15 protein-coding genes and 2 pseudogenes are annotated in these 16,518 nt (G+C 59.4%); 11 read left to right on the top strand and 6 right to left on the bottom strand.

What is annotated here, in order from left to right; all coding sequences use genetic code 11:
- Positions 1-337: 337 nt before the first annotated feature.
- Positions 338-1,317 (bottom strand): annotated as a pseudogene (locus tag MF268_RS03605) (chemotaxis protein CheB).
- Positions 1,318-1,450: 133 nt separating this feature from the next.
- Here MF268_RS03605 and MF268_RS25165 point away from each other — a divergent pair.
- The 3 genes from MF268_RS25165 to MF268_RS03620 are packed head-to-tail and all read left to right on the top strand — an operon-like array spanning position 1,451 to position 5,323.
- The gene (locus tag MF268_RS25165) at positions 1,451-1,723 is read left to right on the top strand and encodes a chemotaxis protein CheB (protein ID WP_337926777.1); all 273 of its coding nucleotides are present in this window, start codon (positions 1,451-1,453) and stop codon (positions 1,721-1,723) included.
- Positions 1,720-4,965 carry a CheR family methyltransferase gene (locus tag MF268_RS03610; RefSeq protein ID WP_273544892.1) on the top strand — a complete coding sequence of 1,082 codons (3,246 nt, stop codon included), beginning with the start codon at positions 1,720-1,722 and terminating at the stop codon, positions 4,963-4,965. Before MF268_RS25165 ends, MF268_RS03610 begins: the two co-directional genes overlap by 4 nt.
- Complete coding sequence (locus tag MF268_RS03620; protein ID WP_238369555.1) at positions 4,958-5,323, top strand: response regulator; 366 nt, start codon at positions 4,958-4,960, stop codon at positions 5,321-5,323. The genes MF268_RS03610 and MF268_RS03620 overlap by 8 nt, the downstream gene beginning before the upstream one ends.
- 360 nt (positions 5,324-5,683) lie before the next feature.
- Here the strand turns inward: MF268_RS03620 and MF268_RS03625 are convergent, their stop codons facing one another.
- Positions 5,684-6,670 (bottom strand): GlxA family transcriptional regulator, encoded by a 987-nt coding sequence (locus MF268_RS03625; protein WP_238369556.1) that lies wholly within the window; start codon positions 6,668-6,670, stop codon positions 5,684-5,686.
- Between the two features lie 132 nt (positions 6,671-6,802).
- On the opposite strand from MF268_RS03625, the gene MF268_RS03630 reads away from it, so the two are divergent.
- From MF268_RS03630 to MF268_RS03650, 5 genes are all read left to right on the top strand, one after another.
- Positions 6,803-7,273 (top strand): hypothetical protein, encoded by a 471-nt coding sequence (locus tag MF268_RS03630; protein WP_238369557.1) that lies wholly within the window; start codon positions 6,803-6,805, stop codon positions 7,271-7,273.
- Positions 7,274-7,451: 178 nt separating this feature from the next.
- Positions 7,452-8,390 (top strand): alpha/beta hydrolase, encoded by a 939-nt coding sequence (locus tag MF268_RS03635; protein ID WP_337926778.1) that lies wholly within the window; start codon positions 7,452-7,454, stop codon positions 8,388-8,390.
- A 64-nt stretch (positions 8,391-8,454) separates the two neighbouring features.
- The gene (locus MF268_RS03640) at positions 8,455-9,249 is read left to right on the top strand and encodes an alpha/beta fold hydrolase (RefSeq protein ID WP_238369558.1); all 795 of its coding nucleotides are present in this window, start codon (positions 8,455-8,457) and stop codon (positions 9,247-9,249) included.
- Positions 9,250-9,356: 107 nt separating this feature from the next.
- Entirely contained in the window at positions 9,357-11,003 is a 1,647-nt protein-coding gene (locus tag MF268_RS03645) for a GMC family oxidoreductase (RefSeq protein ID WP_238369559.1), read from the top strand.
- A gap of 192 nt (positions 11,004-11,195) precedes the next feature.
- On the top strand, positions 11,196-11,621 hold the full coding sequence (locus MF268_RS03650; protein WP_238369560.1) for an organic hydroperoxide resistance protein: 426 nt from the start codon (positions 11,196-11,198) through the stop codon (positions 11,619-11,621).
- A gap of 74 nt (positions 11,622-11,695) precedes the next feature.
- Here MF268_RS03650 and MF268_RS25340 read toward each other — a convergent pair.
- Both MF268_RS25340 and MF268_RS25345 read right to left on the bottom strand, forming a co-directional pair.
- Positions 11,696-12,235 (bottom strand): annotated as a pseudogene (locus tag MF268_RS25340) (LysR substrate-binding domain-containing protein); the annotation flags it as partial.
- Between the two features lie 165 nt (positions 12,236-12,400).
- Positions 12,401-12,634, bottom strand: a complete 234-nt coding sequence (locus MF268_RS25345; protein ID WP_337926779.1) for a helix-turn-helix domain-containing protein — start codon at positions 12,632-12,634, stop codon at positions 12,401-12,403.
- Between the two features lie 82 nt (positions 12,635-12,716).
- Here MF268_RS25345 and MF268_RS03660 point away from each other — a divergent pair, with 82 nt between their 5' ends.
- The gene (locus MF268_RS03660; protein WP_238369561.1) at positions 12,717-13,046 is read left to right on the top strand and encodes a nuclear transport factor 2 family protein; all 330 of its coding nucleotides are present in this window, start codon (positions 12,717-12,719) and stop codon (positions 13,044-13,046) included.
- Positions 13,043-13,822: an SDR family oxidoreductase gene (locus MF268_RS03665; protein ID WP_238369562.1), complete on the top strand. Its 780-nt coding sequence runs from the start codon at positions 13,043-13,045 to the stop codon at positions 13,820-13,822. Before MF268_RS03660 ends, MF268_RS03665 begins: the two co-directional genes overlap by 4 nt.
- 466 nt (positions 13,823-14,288) lie before the next feature.
- Here MF268_RS03665 and MF268_RS03670 read toward each other — a convergent pair whose 3' ends face one another.
- On the bottom strand, positions 14,289-14,756 hold the full coding sequence (locus MF268_RS03670; RefSeq protein ID WP_238369563.1) for a pentapeptide repeat-containing protein: 468 nt from the start codon (positions 14,754-14,756) through the stop codon (positions 14,289-14,291).
- Positions 14,757-15,176: 420 nt separating this feature from the next.
- Between MF268_RS03670 and MF268_RS03675 the strand changes: the two genes are divergently transcribed.
- A complete protein-coding gene (locus tag MF268_RS03675; RefSeq protein ID WP_420485411.1) occupies positions 15,177-15,650 on the top strand; it encodes a sodium:calcium antiporter in 474 nt (157 codons plus the stop codon).
- A 78-nt stretch (positions 15,651-15,728) separates the two neighbouring features.
- Here the strand turns inward: MF268_RS03675 and MF268_RS25350 are convergent, their stop codons facing one another.
- The gene (locus tag MF268_RS25350) at positions 15,729-16,076 is read right to left on the bottom strand and encodes an HGGxSTG domain-containing protein (RefSeq protein ID WP_337926780.1); all 348 of its coding nucleotides are present in this window, start codon (positions 16,074-16,076) and stop codon (positions 15,729-15,731) included.
- Positions 16,077-16,518 lie beyond the last annotated feature (442 nt).

A 16,518-nucleotide genomic window follows, 5' to 3' on the forward strand; every position in this document is an offset into this window, starting at 1 on the left:
GATGCCCGAAGGTCTTCCTTTCGGCCATCGCCCTCGCCGCCCTCGTCATCTACTGGTTATGAATCCTGACCCTAAGCGGGCCATGCGGTGCAAATGACGAATTTCTCCTCGCCGCAACCGCCCAAATCCTTCGCGAATTAGTCAAGATCTTTCCAGCACTGCAGCAAACGCGCAAAGCCTACAGGAGATGCGCTCGCGCTCAGTTTGTGCCGTCATTTTGTGCGCAAGCAACACGTTGCTTTTCCGAAGAATGGGCGGAAAGCGGTCGTTCGCTGCGGATGCTCCAATGGGCTAGGCAGGCTGGAAATCGCGTCCGGCAATACCAAGCCACTGACGGCTATCCCATAGTTCTGCTTTGAATTATCTGTTGCAGCCGTTCGGTGTCTTCCTCAAATCGTGCCGCCCGATCCTCAAGTCTACGCCGACTTTCAGCCCCTCTTGCTTTGCTGGCCATCTGTCGGATCAAGGCGGCGCGGCCTTTGTGGACGTGCAGCGCGTTGAACAGGCTTTCGTCCAGCGCCCGGTTTTGGCTCTCGTTCAAACTGTCCAGTGTGTATGCATGCCCGGTGTGGCATCGAAAACGGGTCATCGGACCGTCTTCGATCTGCCAAAGAACCCCGTTGCAATGCGGACAATTATACGGCGATAGCTCTCCCAGACGTTCCTCGTTGGCCATGGTCGCTCCTTCCAGCCCTGCGATTTTCAACTCGATCCCGATGTCCCAGGGCACGGCATTTCCGGGGCCGCAGGGCGTGTTGGTCAAGGCCGCGATTTCGGCGCCAAGTGTTTCCAACACAACCGGCTCCGCCTCGGGCACAGCTGTTAGGGCGGCGTTCGGCATGTCGGGAAAATCCGCGCTTTCCGGCGACTGTACAAGGATCTGCCCACCGGTCCTGTGCAGCGCCCTTGCGCCTGCCGCACCGTCATCCATCAGACCCGAGAGGATCACGCCAATGGCACGAGGACCGCGATAAACCGCTGCGGAGCGGAACAGCTGGTCGATGGCGGGCCGAAAATTGTTCTCGTGGGCCCCACGACGCAGATGCAGGTGGTCGTCGCCGATCATCATGTGAAAGTCAGGTCTGGCAAATATGATCCTGCCTGCCTCAATCGCCATGCCGTCCTCGGCCAAAAGGCGGGCATCTTGGAATAGCCTGACAATAGATCAACAGAATGAGTGTCACCCACGTTGGAGAAATGCTGGCATACCAGAACGGCGGCGGGCAGGTCCGACGGCAAGTCAGCCAGCAAGCGTCGCAACGCGGTAAAGCTACCCGCGGAACCTCCAATGACCACGGTGTCTATGCGTTGCGTCATCCCATTGAGCCCCTCCTGTAATATGCAATTTGTCGATGCCCGCGAATTGCTTGTGGCCAATTGGCAAACGGTATCTTCGATGTTACCGTTTCTTAAGATTCACACAATGTATCTGTGAAAGGGGGTCTTGTTTGTGTTTCCAGTGATCCCTGTCGTAGGCATAGGTGCGTCCGCTGGCGGGCTTGAAGCCCTCAAAACCATGATCAGCCGCACGTCGCCCCATACGGGGGCCGCCTACGTGATCGTTCAGCATCTGTCCCCGGATCAAAAGTCGATCCTGCACGAGCTGCTGCAGACGCAGACAGACATCCCGGTGTCACAGATCGACGACGGCGAGTATATCGAGGCGAACCATTTTTACGTGGTGCCCCCGGAAACGTGGCGAGCATCGAAGGCGACCGGTTGAAACTAACCGTCAGGGATTCGCACGATGCTCACCACCGCCCGATAGATACCTTTTTCGGGTCGCTGGCCGCCGAACGTGGGCGCGACGCCTATTGCGTCATCCTTTCGGGCACCGGAAGTGACGGCTCGGCCGGTCTGAAGGAAATCAAGGCCGCAGGAGGCTTTGCGCTTGTGCAGGAAAGCAAGGGCGCTCGCTTTCCCGGTATGCCTGACTCGGCGGTCGCAACAGGATTGGTCGACTTCATTCTTCCAGCCGGAAAGATCGCGGGGCGACTGGACGAGATCATCCAGCATCGCTGGCGATTGAGCAAAGGTGATGATGCTGATGCGCTGAAGCAGGAGATTGAAGCGGCTCTGCCACGCTTTGCGGAGCGCCTTGCCGAAGTCGCCGGTAACGATTTCAGCGACTACAAGCCTGGAACGCTGGTGCGCCGGATCGAGCGCCGCATGACCGTCCTGCGGCTGACGGACACTGAAGCGTTTCTCAATACGCTTGATGACGAGACGGAAGCACAACTGCTGGCGCAGGAGTTTCTGATTGGCGTAACGCAGTTCTTTCGGGACCCCGAGGCTTTCGAGGCGTTGCGAACTCTTGCGGTCGACTCTCTGTTCGCATCAACCGAAAGCAATATCCGTATCTGGGTCCCGGGCTGTTCCACCGGCGAAGAGGCTTATTCGCTTGCCATGTTGATGATTGAGGAAATGGAGGCCCGCAAAGACCAGCGTGTGGTTCAGGTTTTCGGCACCGACATCGACACCCCTTCGCTGGTTGCGGCGCGCTACGGTCTATACTCCGCCAATTCGGTGGGAAAGCTGAGCGAAGAGCGCCTGCAGAATTTTTTTCAGCTCGAAAACGGGCAGTATCGCGCCATTCCCAAGTTGCGAGAGATGTGCGTTTTCGCGCCACACAATCTGCTGCAGGATCCACCGTTTTCGCGACTTGACCTGATTTCCTGCCGGAACCTGCTGATCTACCTCTCGGCCGGTTTGCAACGGCAGGTCATTCCGCGCTTTCATTTCTCACTACGCGGCAAGGGCCACCTGTTTCTTGGTCCATCTGAAAGCCTTGCCGGAGAAGAGGGATTATTCGATGTCGTGGACAAGACACATCGGATTTTCCGAAAGAACCCGGATGCGCGGACCACCTACTCCGCCTTGCTAGACGCACCGCGCCGACCGCGTGCCTTGCCACACGAGAAACTGATGGACGAGCCGCGGGCGGAAGTATCGCTCGACCTGTCGAGAGAGGCGTCAGTCCAGCGTGACTTCCTTCGAAGCTACGCTGCACCTTTTGCGCTTTTGTCGCGTACCGGTGACGTGCTGTATCTTTCAGAAAAGATGGCCGAGTTTGCTCGGCCGTCTCCGGGAACGTCCTCGACGATGCTTGACGCCTATCTTGCGCCCGAGTTGCGCCTCGCCGTGCGGACGGCGTTGACAGAGGCGAAACAGACCGGAGAGGCACAGCGTATCGACAATGTGATGGTCGCAGGCGCCCCCCGGCCGCGAGTCTTCGATGTCGAGGTGGGGCCAAGCGGGTCGGAATTCATCCTTGTGCTGACCGAAGCCCGCGCCGTCGATGCAGCTGACCTCGGGACCGCGGTCGAAAAACGCGAGACGGCGAACCGAGACATTCTGGAAACGGAGAACATCCAGCTTCGAAAGCAGCTTGCCACGACATTGCAGGAATACGAGACGTTCGGTCAGGAGCTGAAAAGCACCAACGAAGAACTGATGAGCATGAACGAGGAGTTGCAATCCTCGAATGAAGAGCTTGAGACATCGCGCGAAGAACTTCAATCGATCAACGAAGAGCTCGAGACCGTTAACGCGGAATTGCAGGACAACAACCGCCTTCTGATACGCGCCAATTCAGACCTGAAAAACCTATTCGAATCCACAGATCTGGCAGTTCTGTTTCTGGATCGGGAATTTTGCGTTCGAAACTTCACACCTTCCACGGCGACCCTGTTTGGTATCCGGTCGCGTGACATCGGGCGGCCTATTTCCGACCTTTCGTCACGGATCGACTACCCCGATCTGGAGGAAGACGCGCACAAGGTGGACGAGACCCTCCAATCGTTCGAGCGCGAGGTCATGGTGAAAGCGACCCGCCAGACCTTTTTGTTGCGCATCAAACCTTACCGGACCACCGACAACAGGCTCGATGGCTATGTGCTGTCGTTCATCGATATTACGGAACGCAAAAACTACGAAGAAGCGCTCAAGCGGAACGAAGAGACATTGGCGCGGCAATATGCCGAGCTGGAAAACCTTTATGATACGACACCGGTTGGCATTTCCCTGGTTGATCGGGATTTGCGCTATATCCGGATCAATGAAAGTCTTGCCCAGATCAACGGCATTCCGCGTGAGGATCATATCGGCAAGACCTTCAAGGAACTCCTGCCCGACCTCGAGGATGATCTTCGCGAAACCTATGATTGGATTCTAGAAACCGGCAAGCCTGTGCTCAATATGGCCATCGAGGGGGAAACCCCCGCCGCACCGGGCGAGACCCGGCACTGGATCGGTGATTTTTACCCTGTGTGCCAGGGTGAGGAGGTTTTCGCCGTTGGCACCTGTGTTCGCGAGGTGACCGATCAGGCGAAGATGATGCAGCGTATTCAGGCGCAAAATGCCCAACAGAACTTGTTGTTGGCAGAATTGCAACACCGGGTGAAGAATACTTTGGCGACCATCAGCTCAATCTCGAAAATGCTTTTGAAAGGTGTCGATGATCCTGCGGTTTATCAATCAAGGCTGGACGACCGACTGGGCTCCATTTCCAGAACGCACGATCTGCTGACCGAAGGCGGTTGGACGACGACGACATTCTCGGAAATTGTCAGAACTGAAGCAGCTCCTTACCAGCGTGGCGATCAGGAACGCGTCAGACAAACTGGCCCCGAGCTTAATCTGAGTGCGAAGCAAGCCTTGGCCTTTGGCATGGCCATACATGAATTGATGACCAATGCAGCCAAGTACGGCGCGCTCTCCGTGGAGGGAGGGCACGTTGTAATCGGCACTTCGCACGACGCCATCGACGAAAAGAACGAGGTGCGAATTGTCTGGAAAGAATACAACGGCCCAAAGATCGAGAGCGAACCGGGCCGTAAAGGGTTTGGCAGCCTCGTCCTTGAACGCGTTTTAAAAGTCGATCTGTCTGGCGAAGTGCTTATCGACTATCGCGAAGAGGGTTTGTGCTTTCAGGTGGATTTTCGCTTGGATGACCCCGATGAGTGAGTGCGACATCCTGGTTCTTGAAGATGAAGCATTCATCGCGATGGATATCGGGATGACGCTGGCGGACGCTGGCTATAAGAACATTGCCATCTGTCATACAGTGGTTGAGGCAATGGAGCAGATCGACAAGGGAAATCCCAAAATCGCGCTTCTCGATTTCAATCTTGGCAAAGATGCGACCAGTGTTCCGGTTGCGGAACGGCTCAGCCAGAGCGACGTCCCGGTCGTTTTTCTGAGTGGATATACAGAATTCACGGTCGAGATTCCTGATGGGCTTTCCAACGCACAACGCCTCGCAAAACCCTTCCGGAGTGCTGAACTGGTCGAACAGGTAGAGCGTGTCCTGGGCGGGTCTTAGCCGGTCAAAGGCAGCAATTTCGGTCTCGTGTCTAGTTGGCGAGGGACGCCCACCGGGAACTGGTGAACAAACAGCACCGAATTCGACGACGCGCCTGCATGCGATTAGCTAACATTCATGTGCCGTTTAGCTTTTGATGACTTGGCTTCGAAGCTGCCGTTCGCTGTGATAAACTTCAATGGCCGGTTTGGGCCGGTCGTGTTGGTCGACAAAGAACGGACTGCGGCCATTCGCTGCGTTGGCGGCCAGAGCTGGGTATGGAGCAGAGCGGCTCTCCGCCGCACTCTAACACAGATTTGTTGAGCAGACTTTGCGGCCATTTGTTGCGAGATGTCCTCCCCAATCGACAAAGCCGACGCCCTAACCCTCCGCCGCCGCAATCCCGAAGCGCTGACGGTAGGCGGCGGGCGAGACGCCGACGAGCTTGTGGAAGATCTTTCGGAAGGCTGCTGGATCGGAGTAGCCGACGTCCCAGGCAATGTGATCCACCGTTTCCGGCGTGCGCTCAAGGCGTTCACGGGCTTTGGCGATTCGCACCTGCTGGAGGTAGGCGTTCGGCTTGTGCCCGGTGGCGGCGGTGAAACGACGCAGGAATGTGCGTTCGGTCAGCCCGGCGACGGCGTGCAGGTCGGCTTGCTGTAGAGCCTTTGTGAAGTGCGCGTGGAGATGGTGCTGCGCCCGGCGGATGGCCTCGTCGCCATGGTCGAAGCGCGGGATGAAGGCCGCGAAGGGCCGTTGGCTGGAGCGCGGCGGGTCGATCAGCAGGAACCGCGCGGTGGCCAGCATGGTGGCGGGGCCGAGAAAGCGCTCGACGAGGGTGAGGCCCAAGTCTGTCCAGGCCAAGATGCCGCCGGCGGTGACGATGTCGCCGTCATCCAGCACCATCCGGTCATCGGCCACCTCGATATCGGGAAAGCGCCGGGCAAGTTGAGCGGCGAAGGCCCAGTGGGTGGTGGCGCGTCGTCCGCTCATCAGCCCCGTCTCTGCCAGCACGAAGGCGCCTGCGCAGACGGACCCCAGCACGGTCCCCTCGCTGTGGCGCGCCCGCAGCCAGTCGGCAGCGGCGGGAAAGGGCTCCATTTTCTCCGGTATCACGAGGCTCGGCGGAGCGATGGCATGGCTTAGCCTGTGCGGCAGGTCGGGGTGGCTGTCCCAGTTGCAGGTCACCGCTTCGTCGGACGCCGCCCAATGCGACACGCGGATCACGCGCCCTCCGGCCCATTCGCCGGCGATGCGGAAGAGGTCGGTCATACCGTAGATCGCAGAGAGCTGGCAGTCGGGGTAAATCAACAGCCCGATCTCAGCCGCGGGCGCGGAGGCGTTCGTCGTTTTCGGTTTTATCTTCATGCGTCCGCTCCCACCCGATTTCGAGGATCGAGATTATCCTGAAAAATGAAATTCCACATCTCATTTTGTCCCACTTAACGGAATTAACCCAGGGCCATAGCTTCGAGTCACAACGTAATCGGAGTGAAAACCATGCAATACTACCAAGTCTTCATCAGCGCCGAACAGACCGCTCAGGCCTATCGCATCCTCGACGCGCTCATCGCTAAGCAGCTCGTCTTCGGCGGCCCCATCGTCGGTGGCCCGGCCAAATTTCTCTGGAACTTCAAGGACAGCGACGTGCCCGAGAGCATGCGCAAGCCGAAGCTGCTGACGTTGGAGCAGGATTACAACTACATCATCAGCTACACCCGCGAGGACCTGAAGGAGGAGCTGATCGAAGTGGCCGAGGCCGCCTCGCTCGAGGAGGTCTGCATGATCTCCTTCCTGCCGATTGAGACCAACCGCTCGCTGCGCCTCCTGCTCGACGCCTCCTTCGAAGGCAAGGGCGAACTGGCCGCGCCCGAACCGGTGGATGCGACGGTGGCCCTCACCTTCGTGCCCAGCGAGCAAATCCCGTCGCGGACTAAGAGTTCCAACGGCGAGATCGGCACCCGCACCTGACAAGCCCCCCGGCGGAGCCCCCTCCGCCGCCCGAGTAACAATTGGACAAGGCGATGCCGCCAAAGGGACCACGTTTTTCATCATTGTCATTTTTGCCTCGAAGATTGTCAGAATCGCCACGCCCATTGATGTCACGCCTTGTCTATCTCTGTCCACATCGAAACCGAAAGGACTGGCAATGACACCCGATCTCACACGGCGGGCACTTCTCAAGGGCGCAACGGCCGCGGCCGCGCTCCTCACCTTGCCGACCTCCATCCTCGCTCAAACTGAAGGACCCTTCACCATGGCTACGATCACCACCCGCGACGGCATCGAAATCTTCTACAAGGACTGGGGCACGAAAGACGCCCAGCCCATCGTTTTCCACCACGGCTGGCCGCTCTCCGGCGACGACTGGGACAACCAGATGTTGTTCTTCCTCGCCCAGGGCTACCGGGTCATCGCCCATGACCGCCGCGGCCACGGCCGCTCCGAGCAGGTCTCGGACGGGCACGACATGGACCACTACGCCGCCGACGTGGCCGATCTCGTCCGGGCGCTGGACCTACGCGATGCCATCCACATCGGCCACTCCACCGGTGGCGGCGAGGTGGCGCGCTATGTTGCCAATGCCGAGCGGGGCAGGGTGGCGAAGGCCGCGCTGCTGGGTGCGGTGCCGCCGGTCATGGTGGCCTCCGAACACAACCCCGGCGGCGTGCCGCTGGAGGTCTTCGACGGCTTCCGCGCGGCGCTGGCCCAGAACCGCGCGCAGTTCTACCTCGATGTGCCCACGGGTCCGTTTTACGGCTTCAACCGCGAGGGTGCCGAGGTCAGCGAGGGCTTGATCCGCAACTGGTGGCGGCAGGGAATGAACGGCGGCGCCAAGGCGCATTACGATGGGATCAAGGCCTTCTCGGAAACCGACTTCACCGAGGATCTGAAGGCCATCACCCAGCCAGTGCTGGTGCTGCACGGCGAGGATGACCAGGTCGTGCCGATCGACAACTCGGCCCACAAGGCGATCGGACTGCTGCGAAACGGCACCCTGAAAACCTATCCCGGCCTGTCGCACGGCTTCTTCGCGACGCACCCCGACATCGTCAATGCCGACTTGCTGGCCTTCGCCCGCGGCTGACGCTTCCCCGGGGCCGCGCCACTGGTGCGGCCCGCCCCAACCCTTTCTCGCAAGGACTGACGACATGACCAGATTCCAGAACTTCCTCGCCGCCTCGGCCGCCGCCGCCTTCATCGGCACCATTGCCACGACCGGCCAGGGGCAGACCCGCATTCCCGACGACCAGCCCATCCACAACGTCGTGCTGGTGCACGGCGCCTTCGCCGATGCCTCCGGCTGGCGCGGGGTCTACGACGACCTCACCGCGCGGGGGTACAACGTGACGATGGTGCAGAACCCGTTGACGTCGCTGGCCGATGACGTGGCCGCCACCAACCGCGCGCTGGAGCGCCAGGACGGTCCGGCGATCCTCGTCGGCCATTCCTGGGGCGGCACGGTGATCACCGAGGCAGGCGTGCATCCCCAGGTCGCCGGGCTGGTCTATGTCTCCGCCCTCTCGCCGGATGCGGGCGAAACCACCGCGCAGCAGTACGAGGGATTTACCTCGCCGCCCGAGTTCAAGCTCGACATCGGCGAGGACGGCTACGGCTTTGTCGCGCCGGACAGCTTCCAGGCGGGCTTCGCCCATGATGTGAGCGACGCAGACGCCGCCTTCATGAGGGACGCGCAGGTACCGATCAACATGGAGGTGTTCGGCACCGTACTGGAAAACGCCGCCTGGCGGACCAAACCGAGCTGGGCCGTGATTGCCACCGAGGACAAGGCCTTTGCGCAGGAGATGCTGCACCACATGGCCGAGCGCATCGGCGCGAAGGTCACCGAAGTCTCGGCGAGCCACGCGGTCTTCATGACGCAACCCGCCGTGGTGGCCGAGACCATTGACGAGGCCGCCCGCGGGGCCGTGGTCAAGGCCGACTGACCTCTCGATTGCGGCAAAGCCAGGCCGAAACCCATCCCCGCCTCTGAGCGCATTCGATGAAATGCGCTCAGAACAAGATACCCCCAAAACTGAAGAAAGTTTGCGAAATGGAATACCAAAAAGCGAACTCGCGGCATGATATCGCTGTCGAGAACAACCAAGCATCTTTGCGCCGCGCGCTTCGCTCTGAATACGATTTCATTGTGTGCGGCGCGGGCTCCAGCGGTTCTGTGCTGGCGGCCAGGCTGGCCGCGGATGCAAACGTGAGTGTCCTTCTTCTCGAAGCCGGTGGGGACGACGTCGCCGACTCCGTCCGTGAGCCGGCGCAGTGGCCCCTGAACCTTTGGAGCGAGCGCGACTGGGGCTTTCTGGGTGAGCCTGCCAAAACCCTTGGTGGCCGTCGCCTTCCACTCAGCATGGGCAAGGGGCTGGGCGGCGGCTCCAGCATCAACGTCATGGTCTGGGCTCGCGGACATAAGGAGGACTGGGACCACTTTGCCGCGGAGGCCGACGATAACGAGTGGGGCTACGAGTCTATTCTGGATTATTACCGCCGCATCGAGGATTGGCAGGGTAGTCCCGACTCACAAAGACGTGGCACTGGCGGTCCGGTATACGTGGCACAGCCAACCTCGCCGCAGCCGGCGGCCCATGCGATGATCGATACGGCGCGACAGATGGGCGTTCCGATTTTCGATTCCCCGAACGGAGAGATGATGGAGCGTCCCGGCGGAGCAGCCATTGCCGACCTGCGCATCCGTAACGGAAAGCGTGAATCCGTCTTCCGGTCATACACCTATCGCGTGATGCACCAGCCCAACTTGACTGTTGTTACCGGAGCGTTGGTTTCGCGCATTCTATTGCTTGGTAAAAAAGCAATTGGCGTCGAGGCGGTGCTGGAGGGAAAGACCTGCGAGTTCCGCGCACGATGCGAGACCATTCTTTCGCTTGGCGCTGTCCAGACGCCGAAGGTGCTGATGCAATCGGGGATCGGTCCCGAGAGCGAGTTGCAGCCGCACGGCATCAAAATCGTCGAGCACCTTGAGGGGGTAGGGCGTAACCATCAGGATCACCTGGCCTTTGGGTGTACCTGGGCCTATAGGAAACCCGAAGCCGTAGGCGGTGGCGGCTGCGAGGCAACGCTATACTGGCAAAGCGACTCGAGACTACAACAGCCCGACATCCTGCAATGTCAGCTTGAGTTCCCGGTGCCCTCGCCGGAGGAGGCCGGTGTCGAAACGCCCGAGCACGGCTGGACGATGTTTGCCGGACTCGCGCAGCCAAAAAGCCGTGGACGCCTCAGGCTCTCCGGGCCGCGTGTCGATGATGCTATCCTCATCGAGCCCAATTCTTTGAGCGAGCCCGAGGATCTGAAAGCGGCCTTCACTGCAATCGAGCTCTGCAGGGAGATCGGCAATCACGCTTCCTTCGCTCAGCTGGTCAAAGCGGAGGTGGTCCCGGGAGCCCGTGATCGCAAGGCCATGGCTGAGTTCATCCGCAACTCGGCGGTAACCTATTGGCATCAGTCCTGCACGGCCAAGATGGGGCGTGACACCATGTCAGTCGTCGATCATCAGCTCAAGGTTTACGGGATCGACAAACTTCGTATTGCAGACGCCTCCATTTTGCCGCGCATTACGGTCGGCAACACCATGGCGCCATGCGTCGTCATCGGCGAGCGCGCGGGCGACCTGATTGGCAGGGAGTACGGATTGTCGACCGCTTTCGACGAAGCCTTGGTGCCTGCCAACTGAGACTCTGCCACCGGAGACGCCCTATTTCCGGTCGCACCTGGAACCGGTTTGCGGGCTGCCGTGACCGGAAAATCCCGCCGGGCGCAGTGCGGCTTACGGGTTTGTCCATCGCAAAAACTGCCATCAATCAAATCGGCTCGTGACGGGATTCAGCCAGCGTCACGGACGAGCAATCACACTGCGGAGCACATCATGAACATGCAGTACAAGACCTACGCCAAGGCCACCGGAAGCGGCCGGGACGGCATCGCAACCATCGAGGACGGGGCACTGACCTTGTCGCTGTCGACCTCCAAGGCCTTGGGCGGCCCGGGTGGCGAGGGCACCAACCCCGAGCAACTCTTCGCCAGCGGTTATGCGGCGTGCTTCCTCAGCGCGCTGCGCTTCATTGCCGGTCATCAGAAGCAGAAGTTGCCCGAGGACACGAGCGTGACCGTCACCGTGGGCATCGGCCCCCGGGACGACGGGGCAGGCTTTGCCCTGGACACTGCGCTGGCCGCGAGCCTGCCCGGCCTCGATGGCGAGATCGCCTCGAAACTGGTGGAAGAGGCCCATGCCACATGCCCCTATTCGCACCTGACGCGTGAGGGTGCGCAGGTGCGGCTGAGTGTTGCCTGAGCCCCTTCGCGGATCTCTTCTCAAGGGCACCGTGGGCTGGTCCGCTCCCGGTGCCTTTCTCATGATCCATACGCTCAAGGCCCGCGAGACGAACGGGCGAGCTCGCGCGCCAGGTCCAAGAAGACCTTGAAGGCCGCGGGCGTGTTACGACGGCTGGGGTAGTAGAGGCAGAGGGGGGAGAGCGGTGGGGTCCACTCGTCCAGCACCCGCACCAGGCGACCGGCCTCGATGTCGGCCTTAACATCCGATTCCATAAAATAACCGATTCCGACGGACTCGAGCGCGCCTATGCGCGCGAGGCTGGCCTCGTCGAGCGGGATCGGACCGTCGACGTCCACCTGCATCGGCTCGCCCTCGGATGCGAATTGCCAGCGAAACATGCCCCCGTTGGGGAGCCGCGTGCGGATGCAGGCATGGGACAGCAGGTCGGAGGAAACGCGCGGCGTCTCGCGGCTGGCGAAATAGGCCGGGCTTCCGACCACCACGTAGCGTCGCGCGGGTCCGATCGGATTAGCAGTCATGTCGCTTGGGACGAGCGGCTGGCTCCGCACCCCGAAGTCGAAGCCGTCGGCGACGATGTCCACGAGGTTGCCCTCGGTGACAACGTCGACGCGGACCTCGGGGAAACCGCCGGAGGAACTCCAAGACCAGTGGGGCCAGGATCTCGCGCCCCGCTGTGGCGAAAGTGTTGATCCGGAGCGTGCCGCGCGGAGTTTCTCGCTGCGCGCGAACCGTGTCGAGCGCCTGGTAGATGTCGCGCAGGGCGGGGCTCACCTGGTCTACGAACCTGCGCCGGCGCCGGTCAGCGACACGCTGCGGATGGTGCGGTTGAACAGGCGCAAACCAAGATGCTCCTCGAGCTTGGCGATCGCGTTGCTCAGCGCGCTGGTCGACATGCCCAGATCGAGCGCGGCGGCCCTGAAGGAGCCTCTGCGGCTGATCGCCAGAACTGCGTCGAAATCCGTGAACTTGTCGATGGCTATTATTCTGAAATCCGCAATTCCGCATCTCACTTTGTCCCGGTTATCGACATGACGTCAACGCTCTAGATTTCGGGCCATCAACAAGGGAAATGAGAAGAACAGGAGAAATACCATGAGTATCGATCTTCCCGAAGTCATCGACGCCTATTTCAAGGCTGACAAAAAGGACAACGCCTTGGCGATCTCGGAGTGCTTCACACAGGACGCCGTGGTTGTCGACGAGGGCAACACTTATACTGGACGCGACGCGATCCGGCAGTGGATGGCGAACGCCTCCACCAAGTACACCTACACCGTAGAGCCATTCGCACGGGTCGAGGAGGACGGGCGCACCGTCATCACCAGCCACCTGGTCGGTAACTTCCCCGGCAGCCCGGTGGACTTGCGCTACTTCTTCGTTCTTAAGGACGGAATGATCGCCGAGCTGGAGATCGTCCCATGAACCCGTTCGTGACGCTTGAAGGCAAGCGCGCCATCGTCACCTCCGGCACACGCGGTGCCGGAGCCGCCACGGTGCGGCTCTTCGAAGAATTGGGCGCGCAGGTGCTCACCAGTGCCCGCAGCAAGCCGGCCGACTGGGAGAGGGCGCAGTTCGTCGCCGCAGATCTGACCACCGTGGAGGGCTGTGATAGCCTCGCCGCCGCGGCGCAGGACCATCTCGGCGGGGTGGACATCATCGTCCACATGCTCGGCGGTTCCTCGGCCCCCGCAGGCGGCTACCGGGCGCTCAATGACGCCGATTGGCAGCGCGAGCTCAACCTCAACTTGATGCCCGCCGTCCGGCTGGACCGCGCACTGCTTCCGGCGATGGAGGCGCAGGGCTCGGGTGTGGTGATCCATGTCACCTCGATTCAGAGCCAATTACCATTGCCGGAGGCGACGACGGCCTATGCCGCGGCAAAGGCGGCGCTCTCAACCTACTCCAAAAGCCTGTCGAAACAGGTCTCGCCCAGGGGCGTGCGCGTGGCGCGGGTCTCTCCGGGCTGGATTGAGACGGAGTCGGCCGTGGAACTGGCAAGGCGCCTTGCTTCGGAGCACGGAGTGAGCGTGGAGGAGGGCAAGCAGATGATCATGGACTCGCTCGGCGGCGTGCCCATCGGGCGGCCGTCAAAGCCTGAAGAGATTGCGAACCTAATCGCCTTCATCGCGTCAGACCGCGCGGGCACCATCACCGGCACGGAATACGTGATCGACGGCGGTACCGTGCCAACGGCCTAATGCAGGAGTGAGTAGTATCATAAGTCCGAAGCAACAGGTCACCAGTTTCATGATATCCTGCTTTGTCGATATCTAAATCACTGCGCAGGCGTAAATGACCCGGTTTCTTGTCTTCGAGGGTACTCATCAAACCTTTCTATAAAGTTCGCGACTCCGCCGACGGCGCCGAAGGTGTACATGCGGCGAAATTGCCATTCGTCATAGGGTGATGAATCGACCGGCGCCAATTCAAAGGGGTCGGCTTAGGTCAATAAGTTGTGGAGCTTTCTAAGGTGTTTGTCCTCGGTGCCAGGGGGCATGCCTGCTCAAAAAATTCGATTGTTCGAACCGGCCCCAACTCCATCGGATACCTCGACCTTAAGCGAAAACTTGCGGGAAGTGAGTCGGTTCGAAGCTTCGATGCAATTTCTTGAAGATTGGCCAGACAGTTGAAAGTTTGGGGGCAGCATCTTGCAAACTAGCTGCCTCAGCGTGCCGCAGCGCAATCAGAGTTGTCGATCTCGTCGGAAGCTGTCTGAGTGTTGCAGAGTATGGCCGGGTCGAGATCGGTACCTTCGAGGATGGCGCCATCGAAGACAGCCCCTTTCAAGTCGGCCTCTTCGAAAGACACTTCAGTAAGGCGGGCGCCTACAAAATTGGCACCACGCAGGTTGACGCTGGCAAAACTCGTGCCTTTGAGTACTGCATTCTCGAACACTGCCAGGTTCATGTTGGAGCCGTCGAATTTAACAGAATTTAAATCAGCGGATGTGAAATCGATCCCCATGAGGTTGCGTCCACTGAAATCACTTTGTTGCAGAACGCACCCGGCGCAGCGTCCCAGAGCGCGCACATCTTTCGATCGATCCGTTTCTTCAGCGAGTGCGGGGGCCGAACCCGTCAGAAAAACTGTCAGGGTCGCGGAAAAGAAAACGGCAAGTCTGTTAGCCACCATCAATACACCTTGGGTAATACGCGAAAAGCGTGTTTGTGTCTTTTGACCGAGGGCGTTGCCTCTAGTCAATCGGTACGAGCACCCGCCGGAAGAGAGGCATTAAGCATGGGCATCCTAATCGAGGGTTTGCCTGTATGGATTGCGACTAATTTCTGTACTCGATTTACACATTACAAGACACCAGGGCCGGTTGTTCGATGCGAAAGCCTTCTGCCATGCGGCTCTCTTACTTTGAACCGGCGTGAATAGGCCAAAAGTCGTCACTGTCAGATTTTATAGTGCACAAACCATTTTCTTGAGTAGCGCTGCTGGACCAATTTGTTCGCGTCGCCTTCGCTGTCAACGGTGGGCCCTTGAAAGAAATCCAGCGGATCGCCACCTGCTGCACAGTGCGTCGATGCCGGGGCGCAGGAGTTTGATATGTTTGAGACTTGGTTTCCGCTCATTGCAGGCTTTGCGTTGTTGCTCTTAGGCGGTGAATTACTGGTTCGTGGGGCTGTGCAGGTAGCGGAAAGATTTGGCGTTTCACCCCTTGTTATCGGTCTCACATTTGTTGGCTTCGGGACATCGATGCCGGAACTGGTGACCTCGGTGCAGGCCGGGCTGGCGGGGTTCCCGGGCATCGCTTATGGCAATGTGGTCGGCTCAAATATTGCCAACATATTACTGATCGGTGGCGTCTCCGCCTTGCTATGTCCCGTGATTGTAACCGAGGCCGCGCGCCGGCGGCATGCGTTCCTGATGCTCGGTGTAGCGGCGACTTTTGCCGGATTGGCGTTCTTTTTACCTATGGAAGGAGTTCTCGGCGTGATCTTTGTGACGGTTTTGATGGCCTACATATTCTTGGTCATCCGGTTGGAACGCGCCGCGGACGGGCAATCTGCTCTTTGCTGAAACGGCTTTTCCGCATCGTCTGTCGCCTCGTTTGGAGAACAGGCTAACTTCAAACCGCGGACTTTTTAGGGGAGCTGGTCACCTCCGCTTCGGACCTGTGCTCAGTCCGCCATAGAGACGGCAGCGCCGCTTTCCGGGTACGACTTTCATCTGACATTGGCCTCCGGTGCGAGTTTTCGCGCCGCAGCTGGGGCGCTTGTTCTTGGGTGAAGGGTTTTCGCCTTTATCCAAGCCCAATTCTTTCATCCGCCTGCAAATCTGGCCATCGCACTTTAAGCACGACTTTTGATAGTTCGGATGTTTTTTTCTTTCCGCCGGGCATGACCGCCAGCGTGATTTCAGATCCTGCCAGTTAACCGGTTCAGTATTGCAGAGCTCGATTATCATCTTTTCTAAGTTGCTCGGTCGTCCCATGAGAAACACCATCAATTTCCAACAGAGTTGGCGAACCCCATGACGAGGTCCCAATCCGTACGTCCCACGTTCTTTTGATCTAATTTTTCTAGAATGGGGCGGTCATTCGGAGCCTGTCTGCAGTTGGCAAAGGTTGCCAGACTTCTGTCGACAACAATCCACGCCAGCGTCACAAACGTCACCCCTCCTAGAGGTGTGTGACGTTTGTGACTGGCTAACTGGCCCGCACATGTGACGCACAGTGACAGGTTGTGACGTTTGTGACGCCATTCTTCAGTCATCTTCCTGTACACGCCAAACATAATCGCCCCACACCCGCACCTCGTCCAATTCCATCAGTTTGTCCTTTGTGCGCGTGAATGCCATGCGTCCCGCATTTTCGCTGACGCCGCTGGTCAACCAATTAATGTTACATGCGTTACGCCAGTGTTCGATGTGGACTACCTTGCGATTG

Origin of the sequence: Heliomarina baculiformis (assembly GCF_019966545.1) — a bacterium.
In the GTDB taxonomy this organism is placed as follows: Bacteria; Pseudomonadota; Alphaproteobacteria; order Rhodobacterales; family Rhodobacteraceae; genus Heliomarina; species Heliomarina baculiformis.

Excerpts from the sequence above, each read along its gene's own strand:
- MF268_RS03620 (WP_238369555.1), top strand. The coding sequence starts at position 4,958 with ATGAGTGAGTGCGACATCCTGGTTCTTGAAGATGAAGCATTCATCGCG.
- MF268_RS03625 (WP_238369556.1), bottom strand. The coding sequence starts at position 6,670 with ATGAAGATAAAACCGAAAACGACGAACGCCTCCGCGCCCGCGGCTGAG.
- MF268_RS03630 (WP_238369557.1), top strand. The coding sequence starts at position 6,803 with ATGCAATACTACCAAGTCTTCATCAGCGCCGAACAGACCGCTCAGGCC.
- MF268_RS03635 (WP_337926778.1), top strand. The coding sequence starts at position 7,452 with ATGACACCCGATCTCACACGGCGGGCACTTCTCAAGGGCGCAACGGCC.
- MF268_RS03640 (WP_238369558.1), top strand. The coding sequence starts at position 8,455 with ATGACCAGATTCCAGAACTTCCTCGCCGCCTCGGCCGCCGCCGCCTTC.
- MF268_RS03645 (WP_238369559.1), top strand. The coding sequence starts at position 9,357 with ATGGAATACCAAAAAGCGAACTCGCGGCATGATATCGCTGTCGAGAAC.
- MF268_RS03650 (WP_238369560.1), top strand. The coding sequence starts at position 11,196 with ATGAACATGCAGTACAAGACCTACGCCAAGGCCACCGGAAGCGGCCGG.
- MF268_RS03660 (WP_238369561.1), top strand. The coding sequence starts at position 12,717 with ATGAGTATCGATCTTCCCGAAGTCATCGACGCCTATTTCAAGGCTGAC.
- MF268_RS03665 (WP_238369562.1), top strand. The coding sequence starts at position 13,043 with ATGAACCCGTTCGTGACGCTTGAAGGCAAGCGCGCCATCGTCACCTCC.
- MF268_RS03670 (WP_238369563.1), bottom strand. The coding sequence starts at position 14,756 with ATGGTGGCTAACAGACTTGCCGTTTTCTTTTCCGCGACCCTGACAGTT.
- MF268_RS03675 (WP_420485411.1), top strand. The coding sequence starts at position 15,177 with ATGTTTGAGACTTGGTTTCCGCTCATTGCAGGCTTTGCGTTGTTGCTC.
- MF268_RS25350 (WP_337926780.1), bottom strand. The coding sequence starts at position 16,076 with ATGGTGTTTCTCATGGGACGACCGAGCAACTTAGAAAAGATGATAATC.